Source organism: Acinetobacter sp. CY17, from assembly GCF_059515825.1.
On the sequence record NZ_JCAKMX010000007.1, the window covers coordinates 74,287 to 95,557 of the forward strand.

25 protein-coding genes are annotated in these 21,271 nt (G+C 40.8%); 15 read left to right on the forward strand and 10 right to left on the reverse strand.

The genetic code is table 11. The features are described 5' to 3' along the window. Positions 1-16: 16 nt before the first annotated feature. A complete protein-coding gene (alc, locus tag AC5YCI_RS06955) occupies positions 17-1,018 on the reverse strand; it encodes an allantoicase (RefSeq protein ID WP_496130725.1) in 1,002 nt (333 codons plus the stop codon). 196 nt (positions 1,019-1,214) lie between these two features. Between alc and hpxO the strand changes: the two genes are divergently transcribed. Both hpxO and AC5YCI_RS06965 read left to right on the forward strand, forming a co-directional pair. Continuing rightward, entirely contained in the window at positions 1,215-2,372 is a 1,158-nt protein-coding gene (hpxO, locus tag AC5YCI_RS06960; RefSeq protein WP_496130724.1) for an FAD-dependent urate hydroxylase HpxO, read from the forward strand. Positions 2,373-2,522: 150 nt separating this feature from the next. Continuing rightward, on the forward strand, positions 2,523-3,002 hold the full coding sequence (locus tag AC5YCI_RS06965) for a DUF1877 family protein (protein ID WP_496130723.1): 480 nt from the start codon (positions 2,523-2,525) through the stop codon (positions 3,000-3,002). Here AC5YCI_RS06965 and AC5YCI_RS06970 read toward each other — a convergent pair. The 5 genes from AC5YCI_RS06970 to puuE form a co-directional block, all read right to left on the reverse strand. Continuing rightward, a complete protein-coding gene (locus tag AC5YCI_RS06970) occupies positions 2,979-3,497 on the reverse strand; it encodes a GNAT family N-acetyltransferase (protein WP_496130731.1) in 519 nt (172 codons plus the stop codon). The two genes, AC5YCI_RS06965 and AC5YCI_RS06970, sit on opposite strands and share 24 nt — an antisense overlap. A 94-nt stretch (positions 3,498-3,591) precedes the next feature. Beyond that, positions 3,592-4,332 carry an outer membrane protein OmpK gene (locus tag AC5YCI_RS06975; protein ID WP_168400629.1) on the reverse strand — a complete coding sequence of 247 codons (741 nt, stop codon included), beginning with the start codon at positions 4,330-4,332 and terminating at the stop codon, positions 3,592-3,594. A 99-nt stretch (positions 4,333-4,431) separates the two neighbouring features. Beyond that, positions 4,432-4,758 carry a hydroxyisourate hydrolase gene (gene uraH, locus AC5YCI_RS06980; RefSeq protein WP_496130722.1) on the reverse strand — a complete coding sequence of 109 codons (327 nt, stop codon included), beginning with the start codon at positions 4,756-4,758 and terminating at the stop codon, positions 4,432-4,434. Beyond that, a complete protein-coding gene (uraD, locus tag AC5YCI_RS06985; RefSeq protein ID WP_496130730.1) occupies positions 4,751-5,248 on the reverse strand; it encodes a 2-oxo-4-hydroxy-4-carboxy-5-ureidoimidazoline decarboxylase in 498 nt (165 codons plus the stop codon). Before uraD ends, uraH begins: the two co-directional genes overlap by 8 nt. A 94-nt stretch (positions 5,249-5,342) precedes the next feature. Further along, on the reverse strand, positions 5,343-6,308 hold the full coding sequence (gene puuE / locus AC5YCI_RS06990; protein ID WP_496130721.1) for an allantoinase PuuE: 966 nt from the start codon (positions 6,306-6,308) through the stop codon (positions 5,343-5,345). A gap of 240 nt (positions 6,309-6,548) precedes the next feature. Between puuE and AC5YCI_RS06995 the strand changes: the two genes are divergently transcribed. The 4 genes from AC5YCI_RS06995 (at position 6,549) to AC5YCI_RS07010 (ending at position 9,160) form a co-directional block, all read left to right on the forward strand. Then, positions 6,549-6,932, forward strand: a complete 384-nt coding sequence (locus AC5YCI_RS06995; protein WP_496130720.1) for an HPF/RaiA family ribosome-associated protein — start codon at positions 6,549-6,551, stop codon at positions 6,930-6,932. A gap of 113 nt (positions 6,933-7,045) precedes the next feature. Beyond that, the gene (locus AC5YCI_RS07000; RefSeq protein ID WP_496130719.1) at positions 7,046-7,591 is read left to right on the forward strand and encodes an ankyrin repeat domain-containing protein; all 546 of its coding nucleotides are present in this window, start codon (positions 7,046-7,048) and stop codon (positions 7,589-7,591) included. A 13-nt stretch (positions 7,592-7,604) separates the two neighbouring features. After that, the gene (locus AC5YCI_RS07005; protein WP_496130718.1) at positions 7,605-8,375 is read left to right on the forward strand and encodes a transporter; all 771 of its coding nucleotides are present in this window, start codon (positions 7,605-7,607) and stop codon (positions 8,373-8,375) included. A gap of 218 nt (positions 8,376-8,593) precedes the next feature. Continuing rightward, entirely contained in the window at positions 8,594-9,160 is a 567-nt protein-coding gene (locus tag AC5YCI_RS07010) for an FMN-dependent NADH-azoreductase (protein ID WP_496130717.1), read from the forward strand. 33 nt (positions 9,161-9,193) lie between these two features. Here AC5YCI_RS07010 and AC5YCI_RS07015 read toward each other — a convergent pair whose 3' ends face one another. Next, positions 9,194-10,105, reverse strand: a complete 912-nt coding sequence (locus tag AC5YCI_RS07015) for an alpha/beta hydrolase (RefSeq protein WP_496130716.1) — start codon at positions 10,103-10,105, stop codon at positions 9,194-9,196. A gap of 151 nt (positions 10,106-10,256) precedes the next feature. Between AC5YCI_RS07015 and AC5YCI_RS07020 the strand changes: the two genes are divergently transcribed. Further along, the gene (locus tag AC5YCI_RS07020) at positions 10,257-10,688 is read left to right on the forward strand and encodes a DUF2147 domain-containing protein (RefSeq protein ID WP_496130715.1); all 432 of its coding nucleotides are present in this window, start codon (positions 10,257-10,259) and stop codon (positions 10,686-10,688) included. A gap of 38 nt (positions 10,689-10,726) precedes the next feature. Here the strand turns inward: AC5YCI_RS07020 and AC5YCI_RS07025 are convergent, their stop codons facing one another. Further along, positions 10,727-11,083, reverse strand: coding sequence for a Spx/MgsR family RNA polymerase-binding regulatory protein (locus AC5YCI_RS07025; protein ID WP_496130714.1), 357 nt, complete (start codon positions 11,081-11,083; stop codon positions 10,727-10,729). Between the two features lie 401 nt (positions 11,084-11,484). After that, a complete protein-coding gene (locus AC5YCI_RS07030) occupies positions 11,485-12,303 on the reverse strand; it encodes an exodeoxyribonuclease III (protein ID WP_496130713.1) in 819 nt (272 codons plus the stop codon). Positions 12,304-12,342: 39 nt separating this feature from the next. Between AC5YCI_RS07030 and pyrE the strand changes: the two genes are divergently transcribed. Both pyrE and AC5YCI_RS07040 read left to right on the forward strand, forming a co-directional pair. After that, a complete protein-coding gene (gene pyrE / locus AC5YCI_RS07035; RefSeq protein WP_496130712.1) occupies positions 12,343-12,993 on the forward strand; it encodes an orotate phosphoribosyltransferase in 651 nt (216 codons plus the stop codon). Between the two features lie 73 nt (positions 12,994-13,066). Then, on the forward strand, positions 13,067-13,849 hold the full coding sequence (locus AC5YCI_RS07040) for a DUF8453 domain-containing protein (RefSeq protein WP_496175339.1): 783 nt from the start codon (positions 13,067-13,069) through the stop codon (positions 13,847-13,849). Between the two features lie 6 nt (positions 13,850-13,855). On the opposite strand, the gene AC5YCI_RS07045 is transcribed toward AC5YCI_RS07040, so the two are convergent. Continuing rightward, positions 13,856-14,050, reverse strand: coding sequence for a DUF3565 domain-containing protein (locus tag AC5YCI_RS07045; protein ID WP_496130231.1), 195 nt, complete (start codon positions 14,048-14,050; stop codon positions 13,856-13,858). A gap of 113 nt (positions 14,051-14,163) precedes the next feature. On the opposite strand from AC5YCI_RS07045, the gene gshB reads away from it, so the two are divergent. From gshB to ftsA, 6 genes are all read left to right on the forward strand, one after another. Then, positions 14,164-15,108 carry a glutathione synthase gene (gene gshB, locus AC5YCI_RS07050; protein WP_496130232.1) on the forward strand — a complete coding sequence of 315 codons (945 nt, stop codon included), beginning with the start codon at positions 14,164-14,166 and terminating at the stop codon, positions 15,106-15,108. 322 nt (positions 15,109-15,430) lie between these two features. Continuing rightward, positions 15,431-16,528 carry an undecaprenyldiphospho-muramoylpentapeptide beta-N-acetylglucosaminyltransferase gene (gene murG / locus AC5YCI_RS07055; protein WP_496130233.1) on the forward strand — a complete coding sequence of 366 codons (1,098 nt, stop codon included), beginning with the start codon at positions 15,431-15,433 and terminating at the stop codon, positions 16,526-16,528. A gap of 12 nt (positions 16,529-16,540) precedes the next feature. Next, positions 16,541-17,989: a UDP-N-acetylmuramate--L-alanine ligase gene (gene murC, locus AC5YCI_RS07060; protein WP_496130234.1), complete on the forward strand. Its 1,449-nt coding sequence runs from the start codon at positions 16,541-16,543 to the stop codon at positions 17,987-17,989. Positions 17,990-18,042: 53 nt separating this feature from the next. Next, entirely contained in the window at positions 18,043-18,972 is a 930-nt protein-coding gene (locus AC5YCI_RS07065) for a D-alanine--D-alanine ligase (protein WP_496130235.1), read from the forward strand. Between the two features lie 3 nt (positions 18,973-18,975). Then, on the forward strand, positions 18,976-19,830 hold the full coding sequence (locus AC5YCI_RS07070; protein ID WP_496130236.1) for a cell division protein FtsQ/DivIB: 855 nt from the start codon (positions 18,976-18,978) through the stop codon (positions 19,828-19,830). A gap of 63 nt (positions 19,831-19,893) precedes the next feature. Then, positions 19,894-21,156 (forward strand): cell division protein FtsA, encoded by a 1,263-nt coding sequence (gene ftsA, locus AC5YCI_RS07075; protein ID WP_496130237.1) that lies wholly within the window; start codon positions 19,894-19,896, stop codon positions 21,154-21,156. Positions 21,157-21,271 lie beyond the last annotated feature (115 nt).

A 21,271-nucleotide genomic window follows, 5' to 3' on the forward strand; every position in this document is an offset into this window, starting at 1 on the left:
CGTTAGGGCGAGAACATTAAATTTTGCCAAATAAACGAATACGGCTAATACCACCATCTGGAATCATATTGACACGAATATGACTGATTTTTTCATGCGCTAAAATCTCATTCACGTAACTATGAATATGATCCATTTGCGTGTCTTGAGCCTCCAATAAATACGGCCAGAACATACTTTGCGGAATCAACTGTGGATCAGTGGCATCTTCTACATAAATCGCTTGAATCGACACTTGAGCCGGATAGTTACCTTTAAAATGTGCAGTATCGATGTCAATTTTTTCGATATGACCGGCTTGGCCTAGAGCTAAAATACACCAATCAAATCCTGGGGCACGGCGGCGTTTGGTTTCCCAACCATCACCCATGTTAATACCGCGATTAGGCTTAATTAAGTTACGTGGGTGACCAAAATGCGCATCACTGTAGGCAACCACACGCCCCCCATTTTGTAGGGCCAATAAATCTAAGCTTTGACTGGCATCAGAGATTTGAATTTGCACTTCACCATACACTTTAAAGCGTGCTACACCACCGTCAGGGAAAATATTTAAACGGACATGGGTGTAGGTGCTTTGGTCCTGAATATCAAACAGATGATGTTGGCCCGGACCTAAAATACTATTCGGTAAGATATTGCACCATGTTGCAGCATCAACATCGCCATTTGGTGCATAACAAGCCTCAACCAAAGCGGAAGCAGGGTAGTTACCGGTAAAAAAAGTAGTATCAATATCTAGCGCTTTGATTTTTCCAGCCACACCCAGTTTGATTATGGCCCAGTCATAGCCAGCATGGCGTTTACGACGCGTTTCCCAACCATCCATCCATTTGCCATGATCATCAAATTTATCTTCGACAAAGATTGGTGCTGCAAACTGTAGCATGCGTTTGGCTTCAGCAAAAAACTCATCTGAACACGCGAGCACTTGGGCGCCAATTTCAGCATCGGCAAGATTAGTGAGCTGTTGTAGCTGGTTAGGAAGTTCAAAAACAGGTGCGGTCAAAGTCGCCATATTATTTTCCATTGCTATGATTATTGGTGTTGCAAGATTGGGCAGCTCAAATCACAAAACAGCCCAAAACAATGCAAATTTGTGCTTTAAGAAGCACAGCCTGTGCCAACTTTGCCTTTTTTTTCAGCACATTTTTTAAAATGGCATAGTTTTCGCTTTAAAGCTGATCAATAAACAAGGATAAGCGGAGAATAAGATGGATATCGTCATTATTGGTGCAGGCATGGGTGGTTTAACCACAGGTATTGCGCTCAAAAAATTTGGTCACCAAGTACGAATCTATGAACAAGCCGAGCAAATTTTGCCAGTTGGGGCGGCAATTTCACTTTGGTCCAATGGGGTAAAATGCTTAAATTACTTAGGTTTAACCGATAAAGTTGCGGCCTTAGGTGGTCAGATGGACCATCTGGCTTATATTGATGGCTTAAATGGCGAAGTGATGACGCAATTTAGCCTGCAGCCGCTGATTGAAGAAGTGGGTCAACGTCCATACCCTGTATCGCGTGCTGAATTACAAGACATGTTAATGCAGGAGTTTGGCAAGGCAGACATTCATTTAGGCAAACGAATGACAGGACTAGAAGATCTTGGTGATCAGGTCAAAGTACAGTTTGCCGACGGCAGCACAGTTGAAGCTGATCTGTTGATCGGTGCAGATGGGACTCATTCAATTACCCGTTCTTATGTATTAGGTGAAAAAGTTGAACGCCGCTATGCAGGTTATGTCAACTGGAATGGTTTAGTCGAGATCTCACCACAGCTTGCTCCTGCGGATCAATGGACAACTTTTGTAGGTGAGGGCAAACGTGCTTCACTGATGCCAGTTGCCGATAACCGTTTTTATTTTTTCTTTGATGTCCCATTGCCTTTAGGCTTAGATAATGATCGTAGTCAGTATAAAAATTTATTAAAACAATATTTTAAAGGTTGGTGTCAGCCAGTACAGCATTTAATAGATGCGATTGATGAGCAGCGTACCAATCGGGTAGAAATTCATGATATTGAACCGTTTACCCAGTTCTATAGAGGTCGTGTAGTAATTATGGGGGATGCAGCACACAGCACGACACCAGATATTGGCCAAGGGGGGTGTCAAGCTATGGAAGATGCGATTTACTTGGCACGCGCTTTGCAAATTAATACTTTAGGCATTGAAGACGCGCTCAAGCGTTATCAAAACAAACGGAATGCGCGTGCTAACGAGTTGGTATTACGTGCGCGTAAACGTTGTGATGTGACACACATGAAAGATCAAAAAGTCACAGAAGATTGGTATGCCGATTTACGTAAGGAGCAGGGGCCGCATATCATGCAAGGTATTATTAGCAACATTGTTGATAATCCATTGGACTAAGTTAGTCATTGAATAATAAATAGAAAAAATAAAAATAACAGATTACAGCGAAAGGGCATTCAGCCCTTTTTTTTACATATTCACAGCCCAATGCACCACAAAAAGGCGTTAAGCTAGCCAAGAGCGCATCCACAATAAGGAACAACAACGATGCAAATACTACTTTTAGCACTAGACGCCAACAGCCTTGAGCAGCTGATTTTAAATGCACAGAGCACAGAAGATATTGTGACGTGCCCCGCGATCCAATACCGTTTGCAACTGACAGATTGGCAAGCCTTAGATTATTTACTACAGAGTGATGCAATTTTAAAGGAGGCTTTGCACCCTATTCACCCACTTAGCATACATCCTATCCCAGGAGCACGTGTGCATTATAATACTGTGGTTAGAGTCTCAGACGTATATGCAGCATTGAATGATTTAGAGGTCACGGAGTTTATTCAAGCCAAACACGTTCAGCAGATTCAAACAGCGAATATTGCGTCCCAACTCTCCTCAGATGAGTTATTAGGAGCTTTGCGGGTGAGCTTTAATCAGCTACAAAGTTTTTATTACCATGCAGCAGATCACAACTTGGTGATTGTCGCGCTGCAAGGTGAACAGCTATTCGCCGCGAGCTATTTTTAAATTCAGTTGCATATACACCAAATCACGCCAAGTCCCAAATTTAAACCCCATTTGTGGTAAATAACCAGTTTGTACAAAGCCAAGCTTTTGATGCAGATGAATAGAACCAACATTCTCTGCATCAATGGCAGCCACCATCATATGTAGTTTTTGAGTATGTGCATGTTCAATTAAGGCGTGCATTAAACGTTTGCCTAAACCATGACCTTGATATTCAGGTTTAACAAAGACCGAGTGTTCAACCGTATAGATATAACCGCTATTTTGACTAAAAAATGAATAATCGGCATAAGCCGCAATGTGTTGTGTGGCATCTTCCACCGCCACAACCAATGGAAAGCCATGTTGTTGTAAGTCGGCAAAGAAATTTTGCATATAGTCGAGGTCAAAAGTCTGGGTATTCCAGTTTGCTGTATTGTGTTCAATTTCGTGATTGTAGATTGCCAAAATCGCAGTAAGATCATCTTTGGTGGCAGCACGTAAACTAAAAGACATCATAAAAATGTACTCAAAAATTCATTGTATCTAAGAAAAATCTATAAAAAAAAGCAAGACCGAAGTCTTGCCTTTTTAACATCAAATGATGTGCTTAGAAGTGGTATTTTACTAAAGCGCTGACATCATTTTGATCTACACCTTTAATACCGTATTTGTTATTCCAAACAGAGTGCTCTACACCCACATATAGCTTAGTGCTTGGTGAAATGTGTTTACCTACATTCCATTTATATTGGCTAGTCCAGTTTAATTCGCTAGCATGAGTATCTTCAGCAGTTGACCAATCAAGGAATGCGTCCACTAAGAAATCTTCATTACCCAATTTAAACGGTACAGCATAAGTGATGGTCATTTGATAATCATCATCTTTATTAGATTTGCTGTCGTTATCTGCTTTATAAAAGTTGATATTGGCATAGTTGGTATACGGAACATCTAAGGCAAAACCAACACCATAAAGGAAGTTGTTAAAACCACGATTGTTATCGTAGTCAGCATTATGTTCCCAAGTGGTTGCGACCAATACATCTTTAACTGGGCCAAAGCTTAAGTCTTTACCTGAAACATCACCTAGGCTTAAACGTGGTGCAAGCTCAAAGTAGGTGCTTTGCTCATTTTCGTCATCCCATTGATGATCGACAAAGAAAAACACATCAGAGTATTTGTATTTAGCCGCATATTCACCAGTAAGCGTAGTGCGTTGATCTGTACCTACTTCGTAGTTTTCGCCGTAAAGCGCAGTAAGGCTAAAGTCTTGCCAAACTGGTTTAGCTTGAGCCAACACAGCAGCGGAAGAGAGTGCACACAGTGCAGCAAGTTGTGTAAGTTTCATGAAAAAATCTCAGAGCCCATAAAAAGCGTAGTTAGAATACAGTGAATCAAATAAAAATAAAGCTAAAAAAGACAAACGGATAATTTAACCGTTACTTTTTTAGCTCCCACGATAAGTTGAATAAGAAAAAGCACTAATTAAAAGAGGAATATGATAATGCTGGTTGGCATCTTCAACAGTAAAATGAATCACAGCTTTAGGAAAAAAAGTACTGATATATAAAGACTTAAAATAATCAGCAACTGCAAAATCTAAACTGTAATTGCCCGCTTGAATTTCGCTTAAACCAAAAGCATCGGCAGTAATACGTCCATCTGTGTTGGTTGTGGCTGTCGCTAAAATAGAACCACTTTCATCTAACAATTGCACCACAACATTGGCTGCTGGTCGACCTAAATGGGTATCTAAAATATGAGTACTAATCATGATCTAATTCCTGTTCTAAACGTAAAAGGGCAATACCAATCAGTTGTTGTTTTACAATCTGTTGTTCTATAAGAGGGTCGTGCTGTAAACGTTGTTGTAAGGCTGTTAAAATTTCTGTACTGCTTAAACCTGCTGCTTTAATTAAAAAGATATAACCAAAGCGCGCCTCATAGTCGAGATTGCCTTGCAAAATTAAATCTAACGTTGCTTGATCGGCTTGTGCGCTGGCTTGTTCACGCGCAGAAAATTGTTGTTCTTTGGCGCTTAAATCGGCTTGGGCTTTTTTTTCTCCAATCCTTGGGTGAGTATTTAAAGCCTGTAAGATTTCATCCCAAGTCCAGGTTTGTGCCGCATCTTCGGCAAAATCAAGGACGGCTTGGCGTGAGGCAAAGGGGCGTTGGGCGCTGATGTCACTGGCCCAGCGTGGAATCTTGACACAGTGTTGCAATACCTCTTGGATGGGTTGCTGGTTAAACTGGCTCAATTGCATAATCTTTTGAATATTTGTCATGTATACGCCTAATTAGCAATAACAATGCCAAAATTGGGCATGAAAAACGCGCCTTTTTAGCGCGCTTTAAAGTTTATGGGGCGGGATGGTGCTGTTGCCAATGTCGGGCAATATCGCCACGACGACAAATCCAGACCTTTTCATGACTTTGTACATAATCTAAGAAACGTTGTAGGGCTTTAAAGCGACCAGGACGCCCTAAAAGGCGGCAATGCATGCCAATAGATAACATTTTTGGTGCAGTTTCACCCTCGGCATACAACACATCAAAAGCGTCTTTTAAATATTGATAAAAATCATCGCCCGTATTAAACCCACCTGCTGAGCTAAATTTCATGTCATTGGTGTCTAAGGTATAAGGAATAATAAGATGTGGACGAGTTGTTTGCTCTGCGTTAGTGAGTGTAGTCCAAAATGGCAAATCATCACCATAATAGTCACAGTCATATTCAATTTGCGGAAACTCTGCCAATAATTGACGAGTATTGGGGCTATCACGTCCGGTATACCAACCAATCGGTGCTTGCCCAAATAGGGCTTCAAGCACTGTAATGGCTTGATGCATATGCTGGCGTTCAGTCTCAAGATCAATATGTTGGTAATGCAACCAACGCTGACCATGTGAAACCACATCGTAATTGGCGCTCTTAATAGCCTCCACAATGGCTGGATGACGCGCCAAAGCCATGCCCACCCCAAAAATCGTCATTGTTAAGCCACGTTTTTGAAACTCTTGGTGAATACGCCAAAAACCTACGCGTGAACCATATTCGTACATCGAATCCATCGACATATGTTTAGCATCAAAGCTAGCAGCACCCACAATTTCCGATAAAAACTGTTCTGAGCCTGCATCACCATGTTCAATATGATTCTCACCGCCCTCCTCATAATTTAAAACAAATTGTACTGCAATACGTGCTTGATTCGGCCAATGGGCATGTGGCGGTGTGCCTTGATAGCCAACGAGATCACGTGAATATTCTGAATTTTGAATAGAATCAATAAGTTCTTGACCAGTTAAGTAAGAAGTTGTCACGTTTGGTATCCTTTTGATAATTTTTTTCAAATACCTCTTGCATATTTTAAATAGAAGCCCGATATTCAAAGAATAGAAGGACGCTTCTTAAGACTCAAAATAGTGCATCAATAAGGGGAGGTTGTCTTCCAAAACAATACAGATGTAGTGCTATAGCAACAGCTAAGCGACAAGCGTGCCAAGATAGTCAAGTTTTGCACAAAAAAGATTCAGATAAAGATACGAAAAGAGGATGAGATTATGAACATTGAAATCCGTACAGATAAAAATATTCAAAATAGTGATCGTTTAATTGGTTATGTACGTGCAGAACTAACAGAAGAATTCCAACGCCATAGTGAGCGTATTACGCACTTCTCCGTGCATTTGAGTGATGAAAATGGGGACAAAGGCGGCGATGATGACATTAAATGTATGATTGAGGCGCGCCCTGCAGGACTGAAACCTGTGGTGGTCAATCACCGTGGTCCAAATGTCGATACCGCAATTACCGGTGCGATTGACCGTTTAAAACGTAGTCTAGAACACGTGATTGAGAAAAAAGATAAGCCGCGTGCGCAGCAACCTAGTTATGTTGATCCAGATGCAGGTAAAGCTGATTTACTAGATGATGAAGACGACTAAAGTTCGTATTTTAATAAGCCCCTTTGGGGGCTTTTTTATTGGCTGTTAAATTTGTCATCGCAAATCTAAGTAGATTGGGCATAATAGTCCTTAGATAAAAGAGAGAAAGTTTTATGTTAAGCACACAACAACAAGCCCTAGCTGCTGCCATCTCCGCTTTAGATGTTGCTGAAGTTGAAAGTCTGTTGGCTCAAGGGGTCGATCCAAACTTTATTATTGATAGTGAAACCGGTCCTTTAATTTCACTTTGGTCAGACACTTTATTTGCTTGGTGGGAACAAGTCTGCGAAGCACACGAAGCAGGCCAACCATTATCAGATGAGCAAAAAGCTGCTTACTTAAAGCCGTATATGCAAATTTTAGACGCTTTGATTAAAGCGAAAGTCAATTTACATTTATGGGATTCAGAAGAAATCTATGGTCCACTTTGGGATGTAGCAAGTGCAGCATGTGTACCTGCGGTTGAACGTTTATTGGCAGAAAAAGTCAATCCAAATACCAAGGATGAAGATGATTTAACCATTCTCTCTTCAATTAGCCATTTGTTCTTCGATTGTGATTTTGATGAGATTGATTGGTCACAAGCGCTACCTGAAGAACAACAAGTATTAGAGTTACTACGTGCCCATGGCGCAAAAATGTCAAAAGAGCTCGCTTAACTTTGGAAAATATATGACAACACAACAAACCTTTGTTGCACTGGCAACGCTTGGCTTAACTTCTTTGAGTTTTGCTGCTGACTATAGTTTTGATCGTCCAGGTACTGGTTTTAGCACGTCTACTGTACCAGTGGGACAGTTGGCATGGGAACAAAGCTTGGCCAATGCTCATTATCTTGAATATCAAAATGATGCAGGTCAAACAGTTAAACATACTCAAATCTACGCAGATACTTTACTCCGTACAGGGTTAAGTGATGATCTTGAGTTACAGTTGGGTTGGCAAGGACCTGCATGGTCAAAAACCAAAGTTGCAGGTCAGTCAGTTGAAGATGATGGTTTGGGTGATGTCAGTATTGGTCTAAAAAAAGCCATCAATTTAGATGATGAGCAGTTATCCATGGCTTTACTCGCTCAAGCTGTGCTTGCCACAGGTGATGACCAGTTTAGTCTACAAGATGACGTGTATAGCATTGGGTCGACGGTTTCGTTTGCCTATAATCAAGATGTGACCACGGCAATGAGCATGTTTTATGCAGTGCAAGATGGCCGCTGGCGTGTGACTGCTGTACCTACGCTAGAATATAACTTTAGCCCTAAACTTGGTGGCTATTCTGAATTGGTTTACTCCAAAGCAGAAGGGCAGGATTACGAATATGGTTTAGGCTCTGGCCTGCTGTATCAAGTGAATTCACGCTTGCAATTAGACGCAAGTGTTGGGTTAGCTTTAAATGGTCAGCATGACCATTATCAAGCGGCTTTAGGTTTTACTTACGCTTTTTAACCATGTGTGACAGATACAACAGCAGTCTTGTTCTTTAGATCAGGACTGCTTTTTTTATGTCCTTTTCTCTGTATTGCTTAAAACACATGATTTTATACAAATCAGTACCCCAAGCCTTTGTTCTAAATTTAAAACATAGTGTGCTATATGTGGTGATTAAATCATATTTATAGGACGTTATAATGGCCTCATCATATAAACATAAATTTAGGCTAGTTATGAAAGTTTTACATATTGATTCAAGTATTTTAGGCGCAGCATCTGTTTCACGTCAGTTAAGTCAAGCAGTGATTGAGCAGCTTAAAAGCAAACATGTTGATTTAGACATTGAATATCTAGATTTAAATACAGTCAATATTCCGCATTTAACTGGCGCGATTTTAATGGGCCAGGATGATGAGCAAAGTGCTTTAGGCGAGAAGTTGTTAAATCAATATTTAGCAGCCGATATCGTAGTCGTGGGTGCTTCGATGTATAACTTTGGCTTATCATCAAACTTAAAAGCATGGATTGACCGTATTAGCGTGGCAGGTCGTACCTTTAAATATACAGAAAATGGTCCTGTCGGTTTAGCAGGCAATAAAACTGCATACATCTTAAGTAGCCGTGGTGGTGTCTATGGCGATAACAGCCCAGTCGACTTCCAAGAGGGTTTATTAAAAGCAGTATTTAACTTCACTGGAGTGACTGATGTTAACGTCATTCGCGCTGAAGGCGTGAACATGGGCGAAGACATTAAAACTCAAGCCATTAATGTAGCATTAGCAAAAATTACCCAAATCTAATCATAAAAAGGTCAGCTCATACTGACCTTTTTTTTAATCAAGATCGACACTATGTGCAAACTCAGCCAGATCTGCTAAGGCTTGCTGACCTTCCTCAAACCAAGCATGAAACAGTTGGAAGTTGTGCCACATCCCAGTATAGATTTTTAAACTGGTTTTAACCCCAGCTGCTTCAGCACGTTGGTGCAAACGTTTGGCGTCATCTAGTAACAGGGCTTTAGAACCCACCTGAATAAATAGCGGTGGTAAGTCTGTTAAATCTGCAAATAATGGTGAAATTTTTTCGTCGCCAAGTTCATAACCACGCGGTACATAATATTCAATGCCAGTTTTTAACGCTTTAGGGCTGAGCATAGCATCCAGTTTAGCGTTGTAACGAATCGATTCACTGGTTAAGGTTAAGTCTACAAATGGTGAAGCCAACATTAAGCCACTAACTTGTTGTAATTTTTCTTCACGGATACGCAGTGCAAGGGCTAAGGCCAAATTAGCACCTGAACAATCGCCGGCTAAAATAATATCTTTTGCTTGAACACCTTGAGCTAATAAATCTTTATACAAACGCAATAAGGCTTCAATGGCATCTGGAAATTGATACTCCGGTGCTAGAGGATATTGTACATGCAAGACTTGCATTTGGGTGCGGGCGGCCAGTTGGGTCAGATAAGCACGGTGAGTGGTTAATGAACCGACAAAGAACGCACCTCCATGAATGTAAAAAATTAATTGCGTGGCTTCATCTTGGGCTTTGATTTCTTCTACTTTTAAACCGGTTAAGTTTAGCTCACGAATACTGACTTGATGACTTTGGGGAAAAACACGACTCATTTGCTCTAAAGCAAAACGTAGAGTATTAGGCGGCAAATTCAGGCGGCTTGGTGCACGAATCGCGGTTTTCAGCAGTTTTTCAGTGGCTAGCTGCTTAAAAAGTGGATCAATTTTCATCATAGTCCTATTTATTTTTAATATACTTATAGTTGTATTTTTCACAACCAATTTTACAAGCTTACACTAAATAGTCACATTCAAAAATTGCAAATTTGTTGCCAATTTTGAATACTAAGCATGTCGTTTCGACCCAAGGAAATTTATAACAATGAAAAAATTATTTGTCGCATTAGGATTATTCGGCTTTGTCAGTCTTGCGAGTGCAGCGGATCCTTTAAATGGTACAGTATGGAAGACTGTAGACGATAAAACCAAGCAAGCCAAAGCTTTGGTTAAATTTACCCAACAAAAAAATGGCACTTTATCCGCTTCTATTCAGCAGGTTTTAACGCCGGGTGAAGAAAACGCGTGTAGTAAATGCGAAGGACCTTACAAAAATAAATCCTTAAAAGGTTTAACAATTGTGCATGGTCTAAAAAATGTGGGTAACAACAAATACGAGGGAGGGTCTATTGTAGATCCAAACTCAGGCAAAACGTATAAGCTAAAAAGTCAGTTAAAAGGCGATAGCCTAGATATGCATGGCTTTATTGGTGTATCTGTATTGGGACGTACCCAAACTTGGCAACGTGCCAACTAAAATTGAGTTTAAAAAGCCTGCATGTTGCAGGCTTTTTATCATGAATTAGCAGCCAATGCTCGGTAAGCTGCTTCATCAAAACCGACAATATAGCCCTGTTGGGTCGCTAACACTGGACGCTTAATCAAGCTACTGTGTGTGATTAAAGCGGTAATTAAATTTTGTGGTGAACTGAGTGCATCTTGTTGTTCTTGTTCAGAAAGATTACGCCAAGTTGTTCCTTTTTTGTTTAAGATCACTTCTTGACCTTTAGCTGCTAGCCAAGCTTGGACGGTGGCTGCTTCTGGTGCTTGTTTTTTGTAGTCATAAAACTCATAATCCAACCCTAACTCATTAAGTAGGTCAAAGGCTTTTTTCATTGAACTACAGTTTTTAATACCATAAATTTTTAACATCAAAGATCTCTAAGCTGATTTTTCTTTAGCTTAAACCATTCGACGCTAAAGTTTAATCCTATGGTCACGTGGCTGTCATATTCAGGTCTTAACCTAGTTTTATAGTAAAAATAATTAAGTATAGATCAAAAAGATAGGCTCAAGATGTTGAAAACCCGCATCTAATCATCCTGATTATGCGGGTCTCATTGCAACGTCCGTTGTCTAATCCTTGAAAACAAGCGCTTTGTAAGTACTTATTTATTTTCATCCTACAGCATCCAATCCATATGTGGTCATCCTGACCGCTTCCCTGTGCTGTGGCAACATAATGCCCTGAATAAGCTTATGAAAAAAGCTACAAAGACGACAGTGTGTGTAGGAGATAGACGCTGTTTAAGTAAACAAGTGTTTACTGAGTTTTACAATTTGTAGTCAATAATCACTGGGGCATGGTCACTAAACCATGTTTCTTTATACACCCATGCATTGACAGTACGCGCTTTCCAATCGGGTGAACAGGCTTGGTAGTCAATCCGCCAACCCACATTTTTGGCACGGGCTTGACCACGGTTGGACCACCAAGAATAGACCTCAGCTTCTTTAATCACTTCACGGAAAGTATCCACATAGCCTAAATCATCATAGATATGATCAAGCCATGCACGTTCGTGTGGCAGACAGCCTGAGGCTTTTTGATTGCCCGACCAGTTTTTAATATCAATGCGTTTATGCACAATATTGTAGTCACCACACACAATGACTGATTTGTCTTCATCACGCCATTGTTTTAAAATTTTCTTATATTCATCTAAAAAGTGATCTTTACGCGCTTGTGCTTCTTCACCTGATGAGCCTGATGGTAAATACAATGAGCAAATATGGGCGGTTTTATCTAAACCTAAATCAAACTCTGCTGATATAAAGCGACCTTGTGAATCAGCGAGTTCAAACCCCAAACCATCAGTCACGGACACAAAGGGCAAACGGCTATAAATAGCAGTGCCTGCATAGCCTGGACGTTCAGCAGGGAACAGATGCGTGTACCAACCTTCAGGTTTAAATTTGTCCGTCCATTGTTCATGGGTAATACGTGACTCTTGCATGCAGATGACATCGGCATCTGAAGTTGCCATCCAGTCAAAAATCCCTTTTTTTTCCGCTGAACGTAATCCATTTACGTTGATTGATACGACACGTAAAATTTTTTGATCACTTGGATAGCTACTCTTTGGTATCATGCTTAGGTTTAACCTCAAACTTAAAAAATGGAGCACCTCATGACAACGCAAGCGGCATTTAACCCACAAGCTTTTATCGAACTCGCATTATCACGTGGTGTGCTTAAATTTGGTGAGTTTACTTTAAAATCGGGTCGTGTGAGCCCTTATTTTTTTAATGCAGGTTTACTCAATGATGGCGAAGCATTAACAGGTTTAGCATCTGGCTATGCGGCAAAATTGACTGAATGCGATAACGTAGAAGTGATTTTTGGCCCTGCCTATAAAGGTATTCCATTTGTTGCAGCGACTGCTGTGGCATTGTCACAAAACCATGGCGTAAGCGTGCCTTGGGGCTTTAACCGTAAAGAAGCCAAAGATCACGGTGAAGGTGGTGTGTTGGTAGGTGCTTCAGTTGAAGGCAAAAAGGTTTGGATCATTGATGATGTAATCACGGCAGGTACTGCAATTCGTGAAGTGGTAACCATTTTAAAGAATGCTGGTGCACAAATTGCGGGTGTTTTAGTTGCGCTTGACCGTCAAGAAAAAGGTCAAGGTGAATTGTCTGCGATTCAAGAAGTCCAAAAAGAATTAGAAATTCCAGTACATGCTTTAATTACCATGAAAGATTTAATGGATTATTTAGCTGCTAAAGGCAATAAAGAAGCTTTGGCTAAAATGGAAGCGTACCGTGTCAAATATGGTATCTAATTTTTAATACAAGATATTGATTTTTAATAAAGCTCTATCCATGATAGGGCTTTATTTATTCTTAATAAAAATTATGGAACAGCCAATTTTAGACTTTTTAAAATTACATATTTCTCACCAAACTACGTTGACTGATTGGTTCTCTGTGATCGTCTATGCTTTTACATTAGGGGTAGCTTTTTGGGCAGCATTTACAGCAAAACAAGCATTAAAAGAAAATCAAAAAATTACTAGAGTGCATATAGAGCCTTTTATTACTGTGAAAATTGATCATATGAATGAGTCTATTAATTGGTTTCGATTAAAAATTACTAATGAGGGTTTAGGACATGCATTTAATATCAAGTTAGATATAGAAAATGATAATAAAGATAAATATAGCGAACTATCTAATAAAATACTGGCAAGGATTAGTGGTCCTACCTTTATGGTAAAAGGACTAAAACATTTATCTCCATCTGAGATGAAATTTAGTAATTTGTTTAGTGTGGATAGGGTTACAGGACAAGAACAGCAAAGTATAGATATGTTTTTTAATTTAATTTTCAGGGTGAAAGTTACATATCAAGATAAAAATGCAAGTAATTTTGAGCGAGAATATATTTTAGACTTTTCAGAATATAAAGATATTGAACGTATAAGTATGAAAAGTGTACATGAAAACCAATTAGAAGAATTTAAAAAAATAAATAAGAATTTAAGAGATCTCAATGTGGAGCAGCGCCAGTTTAAAAATGAATATGAGAAAGCACATCGTGATTGGAATGAGGACGAACTTAGAGCAAAAGTACGGGAGCTCGATAGACAGAAAAAGCTTCATCAAACAAAAAATATTAAGGCATCTGTAGAAGATTGAATTAATTTAAAGAGCTGTTTCATCACACAACTTGCATTCCAATATCACCCCCAACTTTTCTTTCCGTCCTTGTTCAGTCATCACCCAAGGACGATTTTGCCACGGTGGATTATGCCTTACATGTTGAGAATGCCCACAGGCAAGCTTTGCCACCCAATGACCCTCAGCATCTAAATAAAAATCTACAATCGCTTGTAACATTAGTCTAAAAATCCTTTGCAGCAAAAAGCCTAACCACAGCATAAAATAGCCATGCACATGCTGTAATCTCCGCTATACTTTTGCCAATTTAAATCGTAATTGAGCACAATAATATGCGCGTACTTGTGGTGATGGATCCCATCGAAAATGTAAACCTAAAAAAAGATTCAACTATGGCAATGCTTTGGGCTGCATCGCGTCGTGGACACGAATTAGGTTATGCATTACAACAAGATTTATATATTGATCAAGGTAAAGCTTTTGGTTTAATTGCACCTTTAAAAGTGTTTGAAGACTACAATCATTACTATGAACTGGGCGAAAAACAAAAAGAATCTATCGCAGCGTACGACGTTGTACTTATGCGTAAAGATCCACCGTTTGATATGAACTTTGTTTATAGCACTTATATTTTAGAACAAGCAGAACGCGAAGGCGCATGGATTATTAACAAACCACAAAGCCTACGTGACTGTAACGAAAAATTATTTGCCACACAGTTTCCAGAATTACAAGTTCCGACTTTAGTGACTTCACAAGATGCTCTGATTCGTGAATTTATTGTTCAACATCAAGACGTGATTGTAAAACCACTTGATGGTATGGGGGGTATGGGCATTTTCCGTTTAACTGCCGATGGTGCCAATATTGGTTCTACACTAGAAATGCTCACTCAAATGGGGCAGCAGCCTATTATGGCACAGCGTTATATTCCAGAAATTGTCGATGGTGATAAGCGTATCCTGATGATTAATGGTGAAGCTGTACCTTATTGCTTAGCACGTATTCCACAAAATGGTGAAACACGCGGTAATTTAGCTGCGGGTGGTCGTGGTGAAGCGCGCCCATTGACTGAAAATGACAAAGCGATTGCTGCAAAAGTTGGACCTTTCTTAAAAGAAAAAGGTTTAGTCTTTGTCGGTTTAGATGTGATTGGAAACTATGTGACAGAAATTAATGTCACCAGCCCAACCTGTATTCGTGAGATTGACGCGCAATTTGCAACTTCAATTGCTGACGATCTTTTTGATGTATTAGAGCAAGGTCTAAAAGCTTAAAGAATTGACCATAAATTCAAAAAAGAGCCATTTGCTGGCTCTTTTTTTTGCTTATTATTGTGATGTGTTTCACAAATTTAAAAAACACGATAAAATAAAAATCTAAGTTACAGCAAAGCAAGTTGGTATAATATGTATATAATTTATGAACTTATTTGCTGTTAATAATAAAACTAGTTTAAAGTTATCAATCTAAGGAAAAAAACCAATAAAATGCCGAGTGAAAAAAAGTAAATAAACTTTCAAGCCTGCATTTTTGTGATTACAATTGTCCGCTTATTAAGATCTTTCATTAGCCATATCTGAATTGAAGAAATAGACCGTGAGCCAAGTGCAGAAACAACAACCTAAACATGTCATGATGATGGCCGCAGGTACAGGTGGACATGTGTTCCCCGCCTTAGCCGTGGCTAAAGAATTAAAACAACAAGGGGTTGAAGTATCTTGGTTGGCAACGCCATCAGGTATGGAAAATCGCTTATTACAAAACCAAAATATTCCAATTTATCAAATTGATATCCAAGGTGTACGTGGTAATGGGGTAGTGCGTAAGCTACTGGCACCATTTAAAATTTTAAAAGCCACGTTAAGCGCCATGAAATATATGAAGCAGCTGAATGTAGACGCTGTAGCAGGCTTTGGTGGTTATGTGGCAGGCCCCGGTGGCTTAGCTGCACGTGCTTTAGGTATTCCTGTGATTATTCATGAGCAAAATGCGGTAGCAGGCTTTACCAATACCCAATTATCGCGTGTAGCAAAAACCGTCTGCGAAGCATTTCCAAATACCTTTGCTAAAAGCACTAAAGTTGTAGCAACAGGTAATCCGGTACGTAAAGAAATTACCGAGATTTTAAGTCCAGCTTGGCGTTATGAGCAGCGTGAAAAAGCAGGTTTAGCACTACGTGTGTTAATTGTAGGTGGTTCGCTCGGTGCGCAAGCCTTAAATGAACGTGTGCCAGCGGCATTAATGCAACTGGGTGTGCCTTTAGATATTTATCATCAATGTGGTCAAAAAAACCAAGACAGCACTGCTGCACGTTATGCCAATGCACCAAGTCATGTCAAAGTAGAGGTACAAGCCTTTATTGAAGATATGGCCAAAGCCTATAGCGATGCCGATTTAATTATTTGCCGCGCGGGTGCTTTAACAGTTACCGAAATTGCCACAGCAGGTGTGGCTGCGATTTTTGTGCCACTCCCAAGTGCGGTGGATGATCACCAAACTGCAAATGCTAAATTTTTGGCCAATGCCGGTGCAGCTAAAATTTGTCCACAAGGCACGATGACCTCTGAAAGTTTAACAGAACTCTTAGCACCGTTGATGAATCGCCAAACCCTGTCGAAAATGGCAGTGAAAGCCCGTCAACATGCCCAACCTGATGCAACCCAACATGTGGTTCGTTTAATTCAAGAATTGTAATCCGAGTAATTTATGTCTCCATCTACACCTGCTGAACAAGCGAAAAAGTTAATTAAAGTGCCAGAAATGCGCCGTATCAAACACATTCACTTTGTGGGTATTGGTGGGGCCGGAATGTGTGGTATTGCCGAAGTACTTAAAAACCAAGGTTATCAAGTTTCAGGCTCAGATATTAAAGCCTCTAAAACCACGGCTCAGCTTGAAGAAAATGGCATTCAGGTGTATTTAGGTCACGCGGCTGAAAATATTGTCAATGCTGATGTGTTGGTGGTGTCTACCGCGATTGACCCTGAAAACCCAGAAGTAAAAGCAGCTTTAGAAAACCGTATTCCTGTGGTGCGCCGTGCCGAAATGTTAGGCGAATTGATGCGTTACCGTCACGGTATTGCGGTTGCAGGTACGCATGGTAAAACGACAACCACAAGTCTTGTAACTTGTATGTTGGCAGAAGAAAATCTTGATCCAACTTATGTCATTGGTGGTTTGCTCAATCGCACCGGTGTCAATGCAGCACTAGGTGCAAGCCGTTATATCGTGGCTGAAGCAGACGAATCAGATGCATCCTTCTTGCATTTACAGCCGATGGCAACCATTGTGACCAACATTGATGCTGACCATATGGATACCTATGGCGGTAGCTTTGATGTGCTCAAAGATACTTTTGTTCAGTTCTTACAAAAACTTCCATTCTATGGTTTAGCTGTGGTGTGTGGTGACGATGCCAATATCCGCGAAATTATGCCGCGTATTGGTCGTCCATTGTTAACCTATGGTTTTAATGAAGATAACGACATTCGTGCAGTAGATGTGGCACAAGATGGTATGCAATCACACTTTACCGTGTTGCGTAAAGACCGTGAGCCACTACGCGTGACCATTAATATGCCGGGCGCGCACAACATTTTAAATGCATTGGCTGCAATTGGTATTGCAACCGATGAAGGTGTATCCGACGGTGCAATTTGCCGTGCTTTAGAGAGCTTTAGTGGTGTTGGTCGTCGTTTCCAAATTCAAGGTCAATTTGAAGTGGAAGGTGGTGACGTAAAATTAGTGGATGACTACGGCCACCATCCAAAAGAAGTGGAAGCCACCATTAAGGCTGCGCGTCAGAGCCATCCTGATCGTCGTTTAGTGATGATGTTCCAACCACACCGTTTTAGCCGTACCCGTGACTGCTTTGATGACTTCGTAGATGTATTGTCACAAGTCGATCAATTATTGTTATTAGAAGTGTATCCTGCAGGTGAAAAACCAATTGTCGGTGCAGATAGTCGTGCGCTTGCACGCAGTATCCGTTTACGTGGTGACGTCGAACCGATTTTGATCGATCCAGTAGAAGGCAATCTGCAAAATGCTATGCAAAAAGTGTTACAAGCGAATGACTTGTTATTAACGCAAGGCGCAGGTAATGTGGGTGGAATCTCAGTTGAATTAGCACAAAATCATTTATATTTAAAATAAGCATGTGATTGTGAATTTGATTGAAAATCATAACAACTTTTAAGGATATTAGCGTGTCAGATGTTTCAAAATTCGGCAAAGTTGCCGTGTTATTAGGTGGTAAGTCAGCAGAGCGTCAGGTGTCTCTCGATAGCGGGACAGCAGTACTTGAAGCATTAGTACGTTCAGGGGTAAATGCCGAAGCTTTTGATCCGCAAGAACGTAGTGTCACTGAGCTAGTTGGCTACGACCGTGCCTTTATTGTGTTGCATGGTCGTGGTGGTGAAGATGGTCAAATTCAAGGCACATTAGAATGGTTAAATATCCCGTATACCGGTACCGGTGTACAGGGTTCAGCGATTGGTATGGATAAGGTCAAAACCAAGCAAGTATGGCAAGGTTCTGAGTTGCCAACTGCACCCTATCGAATCGTAACAAAAGATTCTGATTTAGAAGAAATTGTTGCATCCATTGGTCTGCCGTTTATTATCAAACCTGTGCATGAAGGCTCAAGCATTGGCATGAGTAAAGTCGAAAAGATTGAAGACTTTGCTGAAGCTATTGCCAAAGCAACCGAACATGATGCAGTGGTTATGGCAGAAAAATGGATTAGCGGTCGTGAATTTACCATTGTGATTTTAAATGGTCAGGCACTGCCTGTGATTCGTTTACAGCCGCCGGCTGACGTCGCATTCTATGACTTTGAAGCCAAGTATAATCGTAATGATGTGCAATACGGTATTCCATGCGGTTTAACTGAAGATGAAGAAAAACGCTTACAAGCGCTTTGCTTACGTGCTTTTCAAGCAGTAGGTGCGAGTGGGTGGGGACGTATTGATGCCATGCAGGATGAGCAAGGTAATTTTTGGTTACTAGAAGTCAATACTGTGCCGGGAATGACCAGTCATTCTTTAGTGCCCAAAGCTGCAGCAGCAGTTGGCTATAGCTTTGAGCAGTTATGTGTTGCCATCTTAGAGCAAACCTTAACGGATGCGGCTTACTAAGTCATGGTACAACTTCCTGCTACAATGCGGCGTAAACGCAAAGCGATTACCTCGATTCATGAAAAACCACCGACCAAGCAAGAAAAACTGGCTAATGCGGGTGGATGGCTGCTTTTGGTAATTGCCTGTGCTGTATTGGCAGTAGGAATTTATGCACTGTATAAACTCATGACAGATGCACATGTTGCTGAACTTGACGTAGTCGGGACACGTTCTAGTACCGAAAGCGCTAAAGTCGTGCAGCATGTAGCACCTGTGATTAAAGAAAATTACTTCACTTCAGATTTAGAAGTTATACGCGATCGTACACTTGAACTTTCTTGGGTGGATCGCGTGGTGGTTTCACGTGCATGGCCCAATGCGATTCGTGTACGTGTTATGCCGCGTCATCCAATTGCACGTTGGGGTACAGGACGTCTGTTAAGTGACAATGGCGTGGTGTTTAGCGAAGTGGATGCCAAAAATTATCAGCATTTACCACTATTGCATGGCCCTGTACATCAATCTGAAATGATGATGCGCCGTTACAATGAAATCAACCAACTATTTTTACCAGTGAATTTGCGTCTCAAAGAATTATATTTAACTGACCGAATGACCTGGTTTATGCAGTTTGATTCGGGTCTGCGTGTTATCGTAGATCAAGATCAAACCATGAGTAAGCTGCAACGCTTAAGTCACTTAGCACAAACTGACTTTAAACCGGTGTGGAATAAAATGTCATCAATTGATTTACGCTACCGCAATGGGTTAGCCATTCAATGGATACATTCAGCTGCACCTGCAATTGCTAATGGTCACTTTGTTGTAAGCAAAAATGACACAAGCATTGCAACAGAAATACAGGCAAAGCCATAATTTGGCTTTATAAATAGAGGCTTAAGGCCAGAAATTAAACCAACATAATGGTAGTAGTGAATAATGAGTGAAGCTGTTCCCTCGGTTGTTGCGATTGACATTGGGACGCACAAAGTTTCGGTTTTGATTGGTAAGGTACACGCGCCAGATAAAATCCAAGTCATTGGTATGGCAACAGCTCGTAACCGAGGCATGAATAAAGGGAAAATTGTTAGTCTCGATAAAGTTATCACTGCAATCAAAAATGCTGTGCAAGAAGCAGAAGATATGGCTGAATGTCGTGTGCATTCGGCTTGGGTATCTATTCCAAGTGCAGAGCTAAAAAGTTGCTACGCCTTTGGTTCAACTGCAATTACCAGTGCTGATAAAACCATTACCACTAGCGAAGTGGTACGGGCACTCGAACTTGCCAAAGCCAGTCAAGTGACGCCTGATCATTACTTGGTCAGTGCCGTACCTTTAGGATTTGACCTGGATGAGTCAGGTGAGTGGGTACACAATCCAATTCGTATGTCGGCTACCAATATGACTGGGCATTATCAGCTCATGCAGTTGCCAATCAGCACCATGCAAAATTTGGATCGAGCCATGAAAGGCGCCAATATTGGCGTCGAAAAAATGGTGATTTCGACCCTTGCCACATCAGAAGCTTGCCTGTTAAAAGATGAAAAAGAGTATGGGGTATGCTTAATTGATATTGGCGCAGGGACCACCAATATTGCTATGTATATTGAAGGTCGTTTAGCACTGACCCATACCCTACAACGTGGTGGTGAACATGTAACGCGTGATATCGCAGCCGTGTTACAGACCACCACTGAAGAAGCTGAGCGTATTAAATTGCGTTATGGCTGTGTGGACCAAAAAGTGGTCAAACCCGATCATATGATTCAAATTCAAGGGATTGATGGTCCACAAACCATTAGTCGTATTGAATTGACTGATATCATTATTGCACGTTATGAAGAGATTTTTGGGCAAATTCGCCAACAACTTGAAGAGACAGGTGCTTTACAAGGTTTGTATCATGGTGTGGTGTTAGCAGGTGATGCTTGCCAAATTGAAGGTATGGTGACCTTTGTACGTCGCATGTTGGGGGTGTCTGCACATTTAGCCAATCCGCCAACTGCAGTATATAGCGATGAAGAACATCAAGCAGCCTTACATCGTTCACAGTACGCAACAGCAGCTGGTCTACTGATGTTTAGCCAAAGTGAATTGCCAGAGGCGATTGCTGAGGAAGAAGAAACCCACGAGGTTTCTATTTGGAAGCGTGCTGGCCGCGCTTGGTCTGGTTTGAACGATAAGTTGAAATCATTCTTTTAATGGTGAATCTGCGGTAAAAGCGTTAACAATAAGGGTAGAAGTCAAGCTTAGACTTGACAAGCCCGAACTTGAACAGCATGCTTTAAAGCAATTTTTGTTTATTAAATATAAGGCA

What these genes read in the sequence shown, in the direction of transcription:
- alc (WP_496130725.1), bottom strand. Translation starts at nt 1,018, where the DNA reads ATGGCGACTTTGACCGCACCTGTTTTTGAACTTCCTAACCAGCTACAA.
- uraH (WP_496130722.1), bottom strand. Translation starts at nt 4,758, where the DNA reads ATGATTAGTACTCATATTTTAGATACCCATTTAGGTCGACCAGCAGCC.
- AC5YCI_RS07030 (WP_496130713.1), bottom strand. Translation starts at nt 12,303, where the DNA reads ATGATACCAAAGAGTAGCTATCCAAGTGATCAAAAAATTTTACGTGTC.
- AC5YCI_RS07015 (WP_496130716.1), bottom strand. Translation starts at nt 10,105, where the DNA reads ATGAAAATTGATCCACTTTTTAAGCAGCTAGCCACTGAAAAACTGCTG.
- AC5YCI_RS07045 (WP_496130231.1), bottom strand. Translation starts at nt 14,050, where the DNA reads ATGTTACAAGCGATTGTAGATTTTTATTTAGATGCTGAGGGTCATTGG.
- AC5YCI_RS07040 (WP_496175339.1), top strand. Translation starts at nt 13,067, where the DNA reads ATGGAACAGCCAATTTTAGACTTTTTAAAATTACATATTTCTCACCAA.
- ftsA (WP_496130237.1), top strand. Translation starts at nt 19,894, where the DNA reads ATGAGTGAAGCTGTTCCCTCGGTTGTTGCGATTGACATTGGGACGCAC.
- uraD (WP_496130730.1), bottom strand. Translation starts at nt 5,248, where the DNA reads ATGCAATTGAGCCAGTTTAACCAGCAACCCATCCAAGAGGTATTGCAA.
- AC5YCI_RS07070 (WP_496130236.1), top strand. Translation starts at nt 18,976, where the DNA reads ATGGTACAACTTCCTGCTACAATGCGGCGTAAACGCAAAGCGATTACC.
- AC5YCI_RS07025 (WP_496130714.1), bottom strand. Translation starts at nt 11,083, where the DNA reads ATGTTAAAAATTTATGGTATTAAAAACTGTAGTTCAATGAAAAAAGCC.
- AC5YCI_RS07005 (WP_496130718.1), top strand. Translation starts at nt 7,605, where the DNA reads ATGACAACACAACAAACCTTTGTTGCACTGGCAACGCTTGGCTTAACT.
- murC (WP_496130234.1), top strand. Translation starts at nt 16,541, where the DNA reads ATGTCTCCATCTACACCTGCTGAACAAGCGAAAAAGTTAATTAAAGTG.
- AC5YCI_RS06975 (WP_168400629.1), bottom strand. Translation starts at nt 4,332, where the DNA reads ATGAAACTTACACAACTTGCTGCACTGTGTGCACTCTCTTCCGCTGCT.
- AC5YCI_RS07020 (WP_496130715.1), top strand. Translation starts at nt 10,257, where the DNA reads ATGAAAAAATTATTTGTCGCATTAGGATTATTCGGCTTTGTCAGTCTT.
- AC5YCI_RS07000 (WP_496130719.1), top strand. Translation starts at nt 7,046, where the DNA reads ATGTTAAGCACACAACAACAAGCCCTAGCTGCTGCCATCTCCGCTTTA.
- AC5YCI_RS06965 (WP_496130723.1), top strand. Translation starts at nt 2,523, where the DNA reads ATGCAAATACTACTTTTAGCACTAGACGCCAACAGCCTTGAGCAGCTG.
- pyrE (WP_496130712.1), top strand. Translation starts at nt 12,343, where the DNA reads ATGACAACGCAAGCGGCATTTAACCCACAAGCTTTTATCGAACTCGCA.
- AC5YCI_RS06970 (WP_496130731.1), bottom strand. Translation starts at nt 3,497, where the DNA reads ATGTCTTTTAGTTTACGTGCTGCCACCAAAGATGATCTTACTGCGATT.
- gshB (WP_496130232.1), top strand. Translation starts at nt 14,164, where the DNA reads ATGCGCGTACTTGTGGTGATGGATCCCATCGAAAATGTAAACCTAAAA.
- AC5YCI_RS07010 (WP_496130717.1), top strand. Translation starts at nt 8,594, where the DNA reads ATGAAAGTTTTACATATTGATTCAAGTATTTTAGGCGCAGCATCTGTT.
- AC5YCI_RS06995 (WP_496130720.1), top strand. Translation starts at nt 6,549, where the DNA reads ATGAACATTGAAATCCGTACAGATAAAAATATTCAAAATAGTGATCGT.
- hpxO (WP_496130724.1), top strand. Translation starts at nt 1,215, where the DNA reads ATGGATATCGTCATTATTGGTGCAGGCATGGGTGGTTTAACCACAGGT.